Here is a 15,540-nt window from a genome sequence, read left to right on the forward strand (position 1 = left end):
CTCCTCTCCCTATAGTTTGTTGACGGCTCCCATAATCTCACTCAATTCATCAAGCGTTAAGTCTTCATCAGTGAAATCAGATGCGCTCCATTCTCGGTTTTCTTTGCCCGTACAATGCTCAATGATGTTTTCCAGTGTCTGTTTAAAATGCCTGGAAAATGTTTGGATTGTTTTTTCTTCGAATTGCAGCCTGTTATAGATGATGTGCATGTTCAGGCACCCCGAAGAAACGGCGCCGCTGATATCCAGTGCATAAGGACGCTCCCAGTTCGGGCTGATCTCATTTCCTGGCTTGATGTCAGACACCTCAAAGGCATTTGATTGAATATTCTGATCAAACTGGCCTAAATAATTAAAGCTGATTTCTGGGCTGTTTTTCTCAGAGCCCCATCTTTTGCTGATATATTTCTGCACGCCGTAGCCCGCGCCTTTATGCGGTATACGGTGCAGCATATCTTTTGTCTGTTTAATAAGGTGGCCCAGCCGCTCTTCTTTGTCCTTATGATCGGAATCTCTCATATCAAGCCACACAGGATAAATGGAGGTGAACCAGCCAACAGTTCTGCTAATATCGATGTCCTCAAGATATGATTCCCTTCCATGGCCCTCCATGCTGATTTTAAATTGGTTATTTCCCGTCCATTTCTGCAAAGCAAAACCTAAAGCTGTCAGAAGGATATCATTCATCTCCGTGCTGTAAGCTTTATGTGCAGCCGTTAATAGTAATTCTGTGTGATGGCGAGATAGCTCAAAATCAATCACTTCTGTATCTATGAATGTGTTAGATGCTGCGTCATTGTCTTTTGGAACAGGCTGGATGTGACGGTTCTCGCACTCATCCCAGTACGCTGCTTCGCGCTGCATCTGGCGGCTTTTAGAGTAGTCAACTATTCTTTGAGAATACGTTAAATATGAATCTGTTTTTTGCGGCAGTTTAATAGATTCTCCTGAGACTGCCTGTTTGTAAGCAGCTGAAAAATCCTCGAACAAAATTCGCCAGGAAACCGCATCAACAACTAAGTGATGAATCGTCAGAAATAAATGGTCACCATTCTCGGTTCTAAACAATCCAGCATGAAGCAAGGGGCCGGTTTCCAAACGAATATGTTCTTGCATCCGGCTGGCTGCTTCCTCAATCGTGTACCGTGCTTCTGTTAGGCTATCCTTTACATCAAACAGTTCAAGTGCATATAGCTCCTCATCTGAAAGATCTATCCCTCTGTTTATCTGCACCTGCCTGCCATCTTCATGCCGGCATACGATTCTCAGTGCATCATGATGAGTCACAAGGCTTTTTAGTACTTTTCTAAGCGCAGCCTCATCAAATCGTTCAGCCCGGTAGATCATAACGGACTGGTTAAAATAATGGCTTTCCAGAGATTGCGAGAAAAACCACTGCTGGATAGGTGTCCAAGTAATCTCGCCTTCGACCGGGCCTTGGTCAATGGCGCGTACGTCTTTTCGAACCCGGGCGGACAGTTCACCAAGAGTCTGATGTTCAAACATCTCACGTACTGTGGTTTCAAATCCGCGCTGCTTCAGTCTGGCACAAACCTGCAGCGCTTTAATAGAGTCTCCGCCAAGCTCAAAGAAATTGGCGCCTACACCCAACTCATTCACATTAAGAAGCTCCTCCCAAATTTCAGCCATGACCGTTTCAATCTCATTTCTAGGATTGATATCATCAGCTGTATAAGCGTGTTTTTCAGGTTCTGGCAGGGCTTTCTGATCGAGCTTTCCATTAACAGTCACCGGGATGCTGTCAATTTGTATCATACGGGCAGGCAGCATAAAGTCAGGCAAGGCGTTTTTTAGGTAAGCCCGGATGTCTGATATATTCGCAGCCTGTTGATCTTTTATCACCATGTAAGCATATATAGCTGTTTGCCCTTGCTCGTCTGCTCTGGTAATGACAGCCGCCTCTTTAATCATTGGATACTGAAGAAGTGCCGCTTGGATTTCGCCTAACTCAATACGGTGCCCTCTGACTTTCACCTGCTCATCAATGCGGCCTAAATATTCCAGCTCGCCATTTGACAGGCGCTTAGCAAGATCTCCTGTTCGGTATAATCTGTCTCCCGGAAGATAAGGATTGGATACAAAACGGTCAGCGGTCAGCTCATCTCTGTTGAGATATCCCCGTGCCACACCTTCGCCGCCTATATACAGCTCCCCTGGAACTCCGATAGGCTGCAGATTCATATGAGCATCCATCACATAAGCCTGCAGAGTTGAAAGCGGCCGGCCGATATTGCTTTTATTTTTTGCAATGTCTGCTGCGGACAATTTTTTGAATGTTACATGGACCGTTGTTTCTGTAATACCGTACATATTAATCAAATCAGTGTGAGGATATTTTTCATTCCAGCTTTGAAGCAATCCGGGCTGTAAGGCTTCGCCGCCAAAAATCACGTAGCGGATGCTTAAATGATCTGTATGATTTTGATCTTCAAGCATCAAGCCGTAAAAAGCAGTCGGGGTCTGATTGAGTACAGTGACGCGCTCTTTTTTTAACAATAAACGGAATGCATAGGGGTCACGGGCTGTTTCTTTAGAGACCACGACTAATGTACCTCCGTTCAATAACGCACCGAACATCTCCCATACAGAGAAATCAAAGCAATAAGAATGAAATAACGTCCAGATGTCTTCATGGTTAAATTCAAAAGGCAGGTTTTGATGCTTCAAGAGACTGATCACATTGCGGTGCTCGACAATGACTCCCTTTGGCTGGCCAGTCGTTCCAGATGTGTATATCACGTATGCGGGCTGATCCGTTACTATTTCTTGAATGTTTACATCAGCCGGAATTGAGTCGTTTTCACATTCATCGATATACAAAATTTGCCCGGTGTAGTCTGCAAGTTTGTTTTGACCGCGCTCTGTCAGCAGCAATTTTGCTCCGCTGTCATTGAGCATAAAGCTAATACGCTCCTTGGGATATTCAGGATCAATCGGCAAATAGGCCCCGCCAGCTTTTAAAATCGATAAAATGCCAATGATCATATCAGGTGACCGATCGAGCATCAGACCGACGATATCGCCAGTTCTGACCCCTTGTTTGATCAGCATAGCAGCTGCCTGCTCGGCTTTTTCATTCAGGTCTCGATACGTAAGCTGAGAATGGCCGCACACTACTGCGATATGCTCCGGATACTGAGTGGCTTGCTTTTCAAATAAGCTTACTATGTTTTCATTTCTCGGATAAGCCGCATACTGCCCCATTTTTTCAAGGAGCAACCTACGCTCTGCAGCAGGAAGCAATTGCATGTCCGAAATTCTCATCTCGGTATCCGCCGTTACCCCTTTCACCAATTCAATAAAATAGGATGCCCACTGCGTAATGGTTTCTTCTTCAAAAAGAGCAGTGCTGTATTCAAAACGGCAGCGTATTCCACTCGGATGCTCCTCAGCGTGTAATGTTAAATCGAATTTGGATATATCATGTTTAGGAGTGACAGACGAAATCGACAGACCAGGCACTTCGAACCGGAAATCTTCACTGCTTTGAAGCACAAGCATCGCATCGAACAGCGGGTTGCGATTTACATCTCGATTTGTATCGAGCTTATCTGCCAGCTCCTCAAAAGGATAATCCTGATGCTCATAAGCGGTCAGAGCCAGGTGGCGAATGTCCTGCAAATAGGAGCTGAACGTTTTGTGGCCCTCGGGCTTGCTGCGCATCGCCAATGTATTGACGAACATCCCGATGACGCGCTCCAGATCAGCGTGCGGTCTTCCGGCAGCAGGCGAACCGACAACAATATCCTCTTGCCCGCTTAGCTTAGATAACAAAATAGAATAGACAGCCAGAAGAATCATATACAATGTTGTTCCCGTTTCAGCCATTAAACGGTGCAGCTCATCAGCCGTGTCTTTATCAATGTTGACTTCAATTGTTCCACCGCTGAAATCAGGGAGACGCGGCCTTGTTTTATCAAGCGGTAATTCTAGTGTAGGAAGACTCCCGCCAAGCTGACCGAGCCAGTAGGCCTCCTGTTTTTTGTATAGCTCTTTCGGGTACTTCTCTTGCTGCCAAACAGCAAAATCCTTATAATGCAGGTTTAAAGCTGGCAACTCTTTTCCGCAATATAAGTCAGTAAATTCTTGGACAAGAGTGCTCATCGAGACACCGTCGGCAATAATATGGTGCATATCGAGCAGCAAAAAGCCGCGGTGATTGCCGATTGTAATGACACATGCTCTAAAAAGCGGACCGGATGATAGATCAAACGGTTTGATAAAGGTCTCGATTGCAGACTCAAGCATTTGTTCTGATTCCATTTCAAGCTCTTTTAGATCAAAAGCTATCTCTGGATAAATGATCTGCACAGGCTCGTCTCTGTCAAGCACAAAAACAGTACGTAATGCTTCATGCCGATTCACAAGTTCTGTGAGAACGCTTCTCAACCGCTGGCGATTCAGATTTCCGCGTAATTCAAGTACAGCTGGCATGTTATAACCTGTGCTGGCATCTGCCAGCTGATGAAGAGCATATAATCGTTTTTGCGAGAAAGACAGCGGATAGACATCTCTTTGATCCGCAGGTTCAATCTGTGTAAAAGCGTGTTCTTTTAAGCTCATCAATTTGACCGCCATGCTTTCAACCGTCGGATAAGAAAACACCTCACTGAGCGGCAGCTCGACATTAAGCTTTTTATGTATTCTTGATACCAGTGCGGCCGCTTTTAAGGACTGTCCGCCTAACTGAAAGAAATCATCACGAATGCCGATGTGCTGTTTATTCAGCACATCTTCCCAAATATGTGCGAGATCAGCTTCGATTAAGGTTCGGGGCGCCATATATGTGACACTCGTATTGTTTTCTGGTTCAGGAAGCGCAAACCTGTCAAGCTTGCCGCTGGATGTTAATGGCATCCTGCTGATGTTGATAATACTTGCTGGGATCATATAGGACGGCAATGTCCCGGCAAGATGCTGATACAAATCTGGGAGGCTGTTTCCCTTTTCGGGAACGATATAAGCAATGAGCTCCTTTTCCTCAGCAGAAACATCACGGGCCAGTACCGCGGCTTCCTTTACCCCCGGTGCTTGTCGAAGAACTGTTTCAATCTCTCTCAGTTCAATACGGTAACCCCTAATTTTTACTTGATCATCAAAACGTCCAATATATTCAATCGTTCCATCAGGCAAAAAGCGGCCTGCATCACCTGTTCGGTATAAACGCTCCCCTTCAAGGAATGGATGATCGGAGAATGCTTTCTGTGTCAGCTCTTGCTGTTTGTAGTATCCTCTCGCAAGACCCGCGCCGGAAATACACAGTTCACCCGCCGCGCCGATCGGCTGCATTTGATTTCCGTGCAAAACAAATACTTTTGTGTTTCTGATCGGGTGTCCGATCGTGATCCTCTCTTTTTCATTCAGATGCCGCAATATTGTTGTTGCCACACTGTTTTCTGTGGGCCCGTATTCATTTGCCAGTTCAGTAGAAGGACAAATCATTTGACTCAACTCAAGCAGATCAGGCGTGACCGCTTCACCCGCAAATGTAACAATACGAAGACTTTTTGCATCGTCAGCAGTCATCACTTCCAATAACACCCTGTACAGGGAAGGAACAATGATCATGTGGCTGACCTTATAACGGGCTATTTTTCGCTTAAGGGCCAGCACATCCTTCGCTTCGTCATCTGTTGTCAGCAGTACGCACGCACCAGATAAAAGCGGGGTAAATAAGCTCGTTACACAGCCGTCAAACACGTACGAAAACAAATGGAGGGATATATCCTGTTCGGTCATGCTATACTCTTCCCGTCTCCATTGCAATGTATTGGCAATACCGTGATGATCAACTAAAACCCCTTTAGGGCGCCCCGTCGTTCCCGACGTATAGATCAAGTAGGCTAGATCACCTGGCGGCATATTTGGCGCTTCTGTTTGGTAACTTTCTGTATGTTCTATCGTTATCGTATTTCCTTCATAGGACGGAGGGATTAAGGAAATAAGGTCTTCTTCTATCAGCAATTGAGCCGCTTGACTGTCCTTCAGCAGGAAAGAAAGACGTTCTGCTGGAAAATGTGGATCAAGCGGCATATAAGCGCCGCCTGCTTTCCAAATCCCAAGCAGAGCTGCAGGCATTTCCATTGACCGGCCCATCATTACAGCAACGATATCTCCAGATCCAACGCCTTTTTCTATCAGAGCGTGCGCAATCTGATTGGCTCTTACTTGTAACTGGCGATAGGTCCAGCATTCGTTTCCCATTTTCAATGCAGAAGCTTCAGGTGTTTTGTGAGCTTGTTCCTCGAACAATTGGGGTATCGTTTTGTTCACATAAGGACGCTCAGTTTCGTTAAACAATTGGATAACCTGTTGCTCCTCCGGCGGCACGATATTGATGTCACTGACGGCAACATCGGGATTTGTCAAAATGCAATCCAGTGCTTGCTTTAGATGCCCCTGAATCCTCAGCATCTCCTCCCGCTCGTAAACGTCTGCGTTGTAGCTGAATTTGATATAAAATGATTCTCCCGGAACGATAACGATATTAAAGTCGTAATTGGTTTGTTCCGACATAGAAATGTCACTCAGCTTCAGAGCGCCTTCATCATTTTCACTCTCCACGCTTAATGCCTGATGAAGCTGTACAGGGTAATTTTCAAAAACAAAAATATGATCGATCAACCCTTGCTTCAATGGACTATGGTTTTGAATCTCATAAAGCGGATAATACCCATGCTGTTCAGATGATAAAATATCCTCCTGCACGGCTTTGACCAGCGAAGAAAACGTTATGCCTTCCGCAGATCGGATTCGCACTGGAACAGTATTGATAAACAAGCCGACCATTGATTCAATCCCGTCAATCGCTGACGGGCGTCCCGAAATGACGGAGCCAAAAACGGCATCATCTGCAGCATTATATCGATGGAGCAGCACGCCCCAAATACTCATAAACAGCGTGTTTAATGTCACTCCCCAGTTTTGGGCAGCCTCAGTCAGTTTCTCAACCATATCCGGCGCTAATGAAAAGCTGACCTGGTCGGCTTTATAATTCCCGTCTGCCGTGCGGCGCTTTATTCGGGGAATAGAAGCAGTATTGCCGTACTCCTTCAAATATTCGCTCCAGTAGGCAGCAGTCTCTTCTTGATCTTGTTCTCCGAGCCATTCAATATAACGGCTGTACGGCACCGTGCTGCCAAGCTGTACAGGTGAGTTATTTTTGAGCGAATCATACATGCTGAAAAACTCTTTAAGAATAATGCCGAGACACCACCCATCCATGATGATATGGTGATGTGTCCAGACACATGTATATTGGCTGTCTCCTCTATCAAAAAGGGCAAGACGCATTAAAGGATCTTTTTGCAAATCAAATCCTTTTTCCCGATCCTTAGTCATAAAAGCATCAATCAGCGTCTGCTGTTCTTGATCAGCCAGGCGAGAAATATCTTCTCTATATACTGTCAATTCCCGGTTTGATAAGACTACCTGCTGCGGACCTGTAAGATCTGGTACTTCTTTAATGAAAATCGTTCTGAAAATATCATATCTAGAAACAAGAAGGTTTAAGCTCTTTTGAAACGAGTCGACGCATAGATTCCCTTTGATCGTAAACGAGGTCTGTTCGATATATGCTTTCGAGCTGAAATCCATTAGTGAATGAAACAGCATTCCTTCCTGCATGTGCGATAACGGATAAATATCTTGAATTTGTGCCGATTGTGCCATCAATTCCACACACCTTTTCAAAAGTTAAAGATCTTTCACGAGATCTTCGATGCTAGATAATGCAGACAACGTTAATTCTTTATTGCTGAAATCGCTCAATGTTTTTTCGCGTGCTTTTTTCTGCGAACAATGCTCAATCGTCTCGATAAGATGCCTGTGAAAACGATCCATAAAGCACTCAATTGAGTGTTTGCTGAACACTTGGGTGTATACCGCTTTTACGTGAAGCCGTCCGTCCGTAATGAGAGCATTGATGTCCAGCTCATACTCTCGTTCTCTCTCACCCGCTATTTCGTAACGGGGCTGGTAATATGATAATTGAAACGTTTCAGCTTCCTTCTCTTCGCTAAATTGACCGAGATAATTAAAGCTGACCTCAGGCTCTTTATGCCGCAGTTCTCCTATGTGTGTTAACAATCCGTATCCAGTTCCTTTGTTCGGTACTCTTCTCAGCATATCTTTTGTCATCTTAATTCGGTATGCGAGCTGATCCTCGAAAGGCTCGGGAATACCCATGTCTAGCAAAATAGGATAAATGGAGGTAAACCATCCAACGGTCCTTGAAATATCAATGTTTGGCACATACCCTTCTCTACCGTGTCCCTCAGTGCTGATCACGATTTGGTCATGCCCAGTCCATTCAGAAAGCGCCATTCCTAAAGCCGTAAGCAAAAGTTCGTTGGCATCAGTACCATAGGCTTGCTGGGTTTCAAACAGCAATTTTTCAGTCCAGTCCCCGGATAGTACAAACGCAGCTGCGTCGCTGTTCATTTGGAGTCTGTCCGGCACATTTTCTATGTCCTTAGGAAGAAAAGCAGTGTGAGCGTCTAAAATCGTTTGCCAATACGGTTTCTCTGAAAGCAATTGTTTACTTTCAGCTATTTGGGTAAGACCATCGGCGTAGGATAAATAAGAATCCGTTTTTGGCGGTAATTGGATTTCTTTCTTTTCTAAAGCCTGTTGATATGCTGCAGCTAAATCTTCAAGCAGAATTCTCCAAGAAACGCCATCTATCACTAGATGATGAAGTGCAATCAGCAAATGATCCCCTTCTGCCGTTTTAAACAAACCTGCTTGCAGCAAAGGCCCTTTTTCTACATTCATTTTGCTTTGAATGACGGTTTCCTCAGCGGCAAGTTTTTCATCAAGGTGAGTCCTTTCCAGCGATGCTTTTGTCCAATCTGAAATATAAAGGCCAAACAGTTCATGATCCTTGTGATTGATTCCGCGATTAAACTGAATGACATGGCCGTTTTGGTCACGTTGGAAAATCATGCGAATGGCATCATGATGCTCGGTTATTTTACGCAGCGCTAGATGAAGCGCGTTAGCATTGAATCCTTTTTCACTGAAAAGCATGACGGACTGGTTGTAATGATAGTGAAAAGCATGTACCTGTCCGAAAAATCTTCGCTGAATCGGGGTGAGTTCAGCTTCACCTTCCGCAGGTCCCTGGTCCGCTTGAGATGCCAATGGTGTGATATGTCCGCATAGTTCCTGAATCGTTGAATAACGGAATAAGTCGCGTATTGTCATGCTCCAGCCTTCAGCGGCCAGACGTGCTGCCACTTGTAATGCTTTAATTGAGTCTCCGCCAAGCTCAAAAAAGGAATCGTGAATGCCGACTCGTGGCATGCTCAGTACATCTTCCCATATATACGCCATCGTTTTTTGTATGTCGTTAACTGGTGCGGTATATGGACGCGATAACACATTATTTGGAGCCGGCAAGGCATTTCTGTCCAGCTTTCCGTTTAGGGTCAGCGGCATGTTTTCTAAAGGAATCAGATGTGCAGGAATCATATACGCTGGCAGCTCCTTTGTTAAAGCAGCACGGAGAGCATTCGTATTGACGTCTGAAGGCACAATATATGCAGCCAAACCAGCCTGTCCATTCTTATCATGCTGAACGGCAACAGCAGCTTCTCTGACAAGCCCTGTTTGAAGCAGAACACTTTCAATTTCTTCTGTTTCAATTCTGTATCCATTTATCTTTACTTGATAATCCATTCGGCCAAGAAGCCGGATCGACCCGTTTGGAAGCCAGCATGCTCGATCACCGGTTCTGTACAGCCTTTCTCCAGAGACAAATGGATTTCCTGTAAATTTCATTTGCGTTAAGTCAGGTTTATGATGATAGCCTTTCGCAACACCTGCCCCGCCGATGCACAGCTCGCCGGCAACACCGATCGGCTGAATTTGATCAGTCTGGCTGAGTACGTACATGTGTACATTCGGCAGCGGGCTGCCGATTGGCACGTTATCTCCCGTACACTCTCCACCCACACTAGTTTCATAGAAGCTCGAATCAATGGTTGCCTCTGTGACACCATAGCTATTAATGATGCGCATGCTTTGGCCAAAGCGATCTGTCAATGTTTTGAAATCTTGAGCTTTCACCATGTCGGAACCAAGAATCAGTATGTCTAAGTCATGAAGCTTGAACTGGTTACGGTATACATACTCCATCACCGGGATAATGAGAGCCGGTGTCGACTCCATCACCGTGATTCTCTGAGAGTTCATGATTTTATATATTTCAGCAGGTTCCAGCCGTGTTTCATCTGGGCAAACGATTAGAGTCCCGCCGTTGGTCAATGTTCTCGCCAAATCTCCTGAGAAGACATCGAATGAAAAGCTCGCGATTTGAAGCAGTCTGACAGGCTTCCGATCCAGCTCATATATTTGACGCCAAGCAAGAGCAGCATGAGTAAAGTTCCGATAGGTGACAATAACACCTTTAGGCGCCCCCGTCGTTCCTGACGTATAAATGATATATACCGGCTCTTCAGGAGCAGGAGATAAGTTAAGGTTGCAGCTATTTTCTTCATAAGTGCTTTCATCGTCAAGGAAGATGTGAGACATCTCAGATTCAGGCGAGTTCGAAATCAAATGCTTCAACTCTCTCTGTAAAAGAAGAATATCTGCCCCGCTATCACGAAGAATGTATTCAATACGAGCTTTTGGATAATGTGAATCAATTGGGATATACACTCCGCCAGCTTTCATCACTGCCAGCACGCCAACAATTGCATCAATGGACCGCTTGGCTAAAACAGCCACAGTTGGCTTCGGTCCTTTTCTGTTTTGCAATGTTCGTGCCAGACGATTGGCTCTTTCATTTAGAAGCCGATAGCTAATCTCTGTTTCGTTATCAATAACAGCTATATGTTCTGGATTTTCTTCAGCTTTCGCTTCAAATATGCGATGAAAAGGAATATCTTTTTGAGCAAATTCAACTTGAGTTTTGTTAAATTCAAAGACTATTTTTTGTTTTTCTTTATCACTAAGTATGTTTATTTGTGCAAGGCTTGTTTCAGGGGTTGAAAGTGCCGCATGCAGAAATTCGGTAAAATGATCGGCCCAGCGTTCAATCGTAGCTTTCAGGAATACTTCTGTACTAAATTCCATTTCGCAGCAAATAGATCCACTTATTTCCGTAGCTATTAATGTGATATCAAATAAGGAAATGTGATGTGCGAAATTGGCAGGCCGGACTTTTATTTCTCTCAGATCTATGTCTTGTTTTTCCACATTTTGAAGGATAAACATCGCATCAAACACTGGGTTCCGGCTCATATCTCGTGTCAATTCAAGCTTATCGACAAGCTCTTCGAACGGGTAATCTTGGTGCTCAAAGGCTTCCAATGCTGTCTCACGCACTTCCTGCAAATACTGTACGAATGGCTTCCCGCCCTCCGGGCGCGTCCGAAGCGCCAGCGTGTTCACAAACATGCCGAGTATCGGCTCAAGATCCTTGTGCGGCCGGCCGGCAATTGGCGAGCCGACGATGATATCTTCCTGTCCGCTTAAGCGTGACAAGAACGTGGTGTAAGCCGCAAGGAGCACCATGTACAGTGTGCTTCCGTTTTCTCGTGCCAGCTTGTGAAGGCCTGATGCAACCTCTGGTTCCAGCGTAAATGAGACCTTGTCACCCGCGAAGCTTCGCACAGGCGGGCGGGCATGATCAGCCGGAAGATCCAGCACAGGCAGCTCGCCCTCGAGCTGCCTCAGCCAGTACGCCCCCTGCGTTTTGTACGCGTCTCCTGTTTTGAATCCTTCTTGCCATACGGCATAATCTTTATATTGAATACGCAGTGCCGGAAGCTTCCGATTATTGTACAGCTCGCCGAATTCCCGAATCAGAATGTTGACGGAAACACCGTCTGAAATGATGTGATGCATATCAACCAGCAACAGGTGCCGCTCATCTGATACCTTTACGATTTGGGCACGGAACAGCGGCGCTTGGCTGAGATCAAACGGTTTGATAAATGCAGCTGCGGCCTCCTGTTCGGTTCGTTCGCCGAGAACTGTAGTCTGTAACGTAAACGGCACCTCGTCATGGATGCGCTGCACCGGATCGCCTCCTGCGTCCTGTTCGAAGGAGGTCCGAAGCGACTCGTGGCGCTTGATCAGTTCTTTGAAAGCTCTGTCCATCCTTTCAGGATTGAGCTTCCCTTCGAGCTCTAACACAGCCGGCATATTGTAGCCTGTCCCTCCGTCCTCCAGCTGCTGAAGGACATAAATCCGCTTTTGGGCAGAGGAAACCGGATAGGTTTCCTGTTTTTCAGCGGGCTTAATCGCTTCATATGGACTGTCCGTTCCTTCACGGATAACGGTAGCCAGTCCTTCTACCGTCGGATGGGCAAACACATCTTTTAGCGGCACCTGTACATCGAATTCTTTGGCGATCCGTGAGACAAGCGCCGTTGCTTTTAAGGAATGCCCCCCGCGGTCAAAAAAGTTGTCGTGAATCCCGACAGGGCCATTTTTCAGCACGTCCTCCCACAGCTGAGAAAGCTTCATCTCAGTCACGTTTCTCGGCGCTGTGTAGGTCTCCGCATCTGCCGCTCCGTCAGGAGCTGGCAGGGCGTTTCGGTCGAGCTTTCCGCTTGGTGTAACCGGCCACTGTTCCATCTCTATCATATAGGCTGGGACCATGTAGCCCGGCAACAGTCTCTCAAGCTGCGCTCGGACTTCGTTTCTTTGGAGCCCTTCTACATAAGCGCATAATTCCGGCTCGTCGCTGTCTGTCCGTACGGTAACGGCCGCCTCTCTTACGCCTTCTATGCTTCTTAGTGCCGCTTCAATTTCTCCCGGTTCAATCCGGTAGCCGCGGATTTTCACCTGATCATCCGTGCGCCCGAGGAATTCAACATTCCCGTCAGGGAGCCAGCGCGCCACATCCCCGGTTTTGTACATGCGTTCCCCCGGGTAAAACGGGTCCTCAAGAAAACGCTCCTCCGTTAATGCCGGCCGATTCAAATAACCTCTGGCAACACCCGCTCCGGCAATGTACAGTTCGCCGGCGACACCAGAAGGCTGTACGGCTAAATGTGGATCTAAAACATACAAACGCGCACCGGGTACGGGCTTCCCGATCGGAATCCGCAAGCGGTCCCTGTCCCGTTCTGGGTCCAACACGTAAAATGCCGCGTCTACCGTTGCTTCTGTCGGCCCGTAGCCATGGATTAATGATACCTGCGGCAATACAGAAGCAAAACGGGCTGCCGTACGGGGCGCAAGCGGTTCACCTCCGGCGAATACACGCTTCAGGCTTGTCTCGTCACCGAGCGCTAACATTTCCGCTTGATCGAGAAAGCTGTTCAGCATAGCCGGAATAAAATGAGCCGTTGTCACGTTTTCCTGATGAATGGCTTTTACGATCAATGCGGAGTCTTTTTCCCAGCCGGGCGGAAGCAGATACGCCGAAGCACCGGAAAGAGCCCACCAAAACAGCTGCCACACAGACGCATCAAAGGAAAAAGAGGTTTTCACCATGACAATGTCATCTTCCGAAAGCGGAAACTGGTGCTGCATACCGGTCAGAAAGGAAACAGCCTGACGGTGCTCAACGGCCACTCCTTTCGGCTGCCCGGTAGAGCCCGATGTATAGATGACATAGGCGAGAGATCCGCCGTCAGCAGGAGTAAACTCATGGTTTTCTGCTTTTTCGCTCGCAAGAGATGTCATGTCAATTTCAAGCGTGTCTCCGGAAAAGTTCGGTGCGGAGCATCCCGGCTGTGTCAGCAAGAGCGATGCCCCGCTGTCTTTCAGCATGTAGCTCAGCCGCTCCTTTGGATACGCAGGATCAAGCGGCAAATACGCCCCTCCGGCCTTCAATACAGCAAGGACAGCGATCAGCATGTCAGGTGAGCGTTCAGACAGGACACCGACGATACTTTCGTTTGTGACGCCGCGTGCCGCAAGGTGCGCAGCCAGTCGGCTGGCGTACATGTCAAGCTCAGCGTATGTCAGCGAACCGCCTGAAAAGCGAATGGCCAGCCGCTCCGGTGTGGAAGCTACCTGTTGCTCAAACAGCCCATGCAGGGTGAAAGCTTTAGGCGAAACAGCTTCCGTCTTGTTAAACTCATACAACAATTTTTGCTTTTCTCTTGTATTCGTCATATCTAATTCTCTTATAAAGCTGTGCGGATGTTGAAGGGCGTTTTCCAGTATGGTAAGCAGATGAGATTGTATTCGTTTAATATCCTCAAGAGAAAACAAGGTATTTTGATAATCGAAATTTAATTGAATGGTTCCATTGTCTATCCGTTCTTGTATTTGAACTGAAAGCTCGTTTGCGGTGTATCCGCTGAAATAAAGCGCTGTTTCATAGTCAAAATCATCTGCATTATGCCACTGAAGTGGCTGATACTGCATAGATATACCGATAAGGTTGTGTAAATCCTTCTGTTCATTTCTTAATTCATTTACAAGCAAATTATAAGGAAACCGTTGATGACGCATAACAGAAAGCTGTTCCCTGCCTATTGTGCGGACAAAGGAAAGAAAATCTGTGTCAGGATCAACCGTTATTCTGATTGGAAGAGAACTAACGAACATGCCGAGCATTTCTTTTTCAGCCTTTGACCCTCTGTTGCCATAGTAGGTGCCAATGGCAAGATCTTTTTTAGAAGTGATTCGGCTAATGCATATGTAAAATGAAGCCATAAATAAGGAAATGATATTGATCTTGTGTTCTTCGCAGAAGTTTCGAATCGTTTGCTCTAGATCAGGTGAAAGAATGATGGTGTCTCTGGATGCAGAAGTGCTCTGTTTTTGTAAGGACGTCTGGTCGGCTAACGAGTGGTATTCCAACGGGTGCTCAAAGGTTTGCGTCCAAAATAAACGGTCCTTTGCAAACCGCGGAGATTGTAGATATTGACTCTCTTTTTCGATGTAGCTCAAGTAAGAAGGTTCCGGCTGATCAGGTAAAGGATCTTTCTTTTTCATTTTTTGATAAAGATCTATAATTTGATTTCCCATCACATTTAAAGAGATTCCATCCATTATGATATGATGGAATTTCGCAAATAGCCAAACTTCATGAGAGTCAATTCTAAGGAGGTAAAATTGATAAAGAGGCGAGTTGAACAGTTTAAATGGAATGCTCGCTTGATCCTGAATCCATTGCTCTATTTCTATCATTTCAACATTTGAAAAATCAATTATTCTAAGTGGATAATATTTATATTCAGTAAGGTGCAATCGCGGCTCAAGCTCTTCTCCTTCTAACAGCTGAAATCTAATGGCGTCGTTGCGGGAGATGGAATGATTCAGCGCTCCCTCCAGAGTATCAAGCTCAATATTGCCTTTGAATTTCACACAGGCTGTGAGATTGCAAATGCTGGTATCTGGCTCCAGCAGTTCGGTAAACCACACTCTCCTTTGGGCATGGGTTAAAGAATAAGTATGTTCGCTCAACGGATTCCCTCCAGTTCTCATAATAAGAGGATAAGAAAAAGTAGAAAAAAGCAGAAAAATGACAATAAAAGAAATTATATGACTATATAATCCATATATGCACTATATTAACGGATATTTTTTAAAGTACAATAAAAA

General features: G+C 45.9%; 2 protein-coding genes. Both read right to left on the reverse strand.

Translation table 11 applies throughout. The features are described from left to right. Positions 1-9: 9 nt before the first annotated feature. The gene (gene ppsB / locus ACFVP7_RS11390; RefSeq protein ID WP_396582135.1) at positions 10-7,692 is read right to left on the reverse strand and encodes a plipastatin non-ribosomal peptide synthetase PpsB; all 7,683 of its coding nucleotides are present in this window, start codon (positions 7,690-7,692) and stop codon (positions 10-12) included. A gap of 24 nt (positions 7,693-7,716) precedes the next feature. After that, the gene (gene ppsA, locus ACFVP7_RS11395; protein WP_338734036.1) at positions 7,717-15,402 is read right to left on the reverse strand and encodes a plipastatin non-ribosomal peptide synthetase PpsA; all 7,686 of its coding nucleotides are present in this window, start codon (positions 15,400-15,402) and stop codon (positions 7,717-7,719) included. Positions 15,403-15,540: the final 138 nt, after the last annotated feature.

The sequence above is a fragment of the Bacillus sp. SG20033 genome, from assembly GCF_044570195.1.
GTDB lineage: Bacteria > Bacillota > Bacilli > Bacillales > Bacillaceae > Bacillus > Bacillus subtilis.

Excerpts from the sequence above, each read along its gene's own strand:
- ppsB (WP_396582135.1), bottom strand. The coding sequence starts at position 7,692 with ATGGCACAATCGGCACAAATTCAAGATATTTATCCGTTATCGCACATG.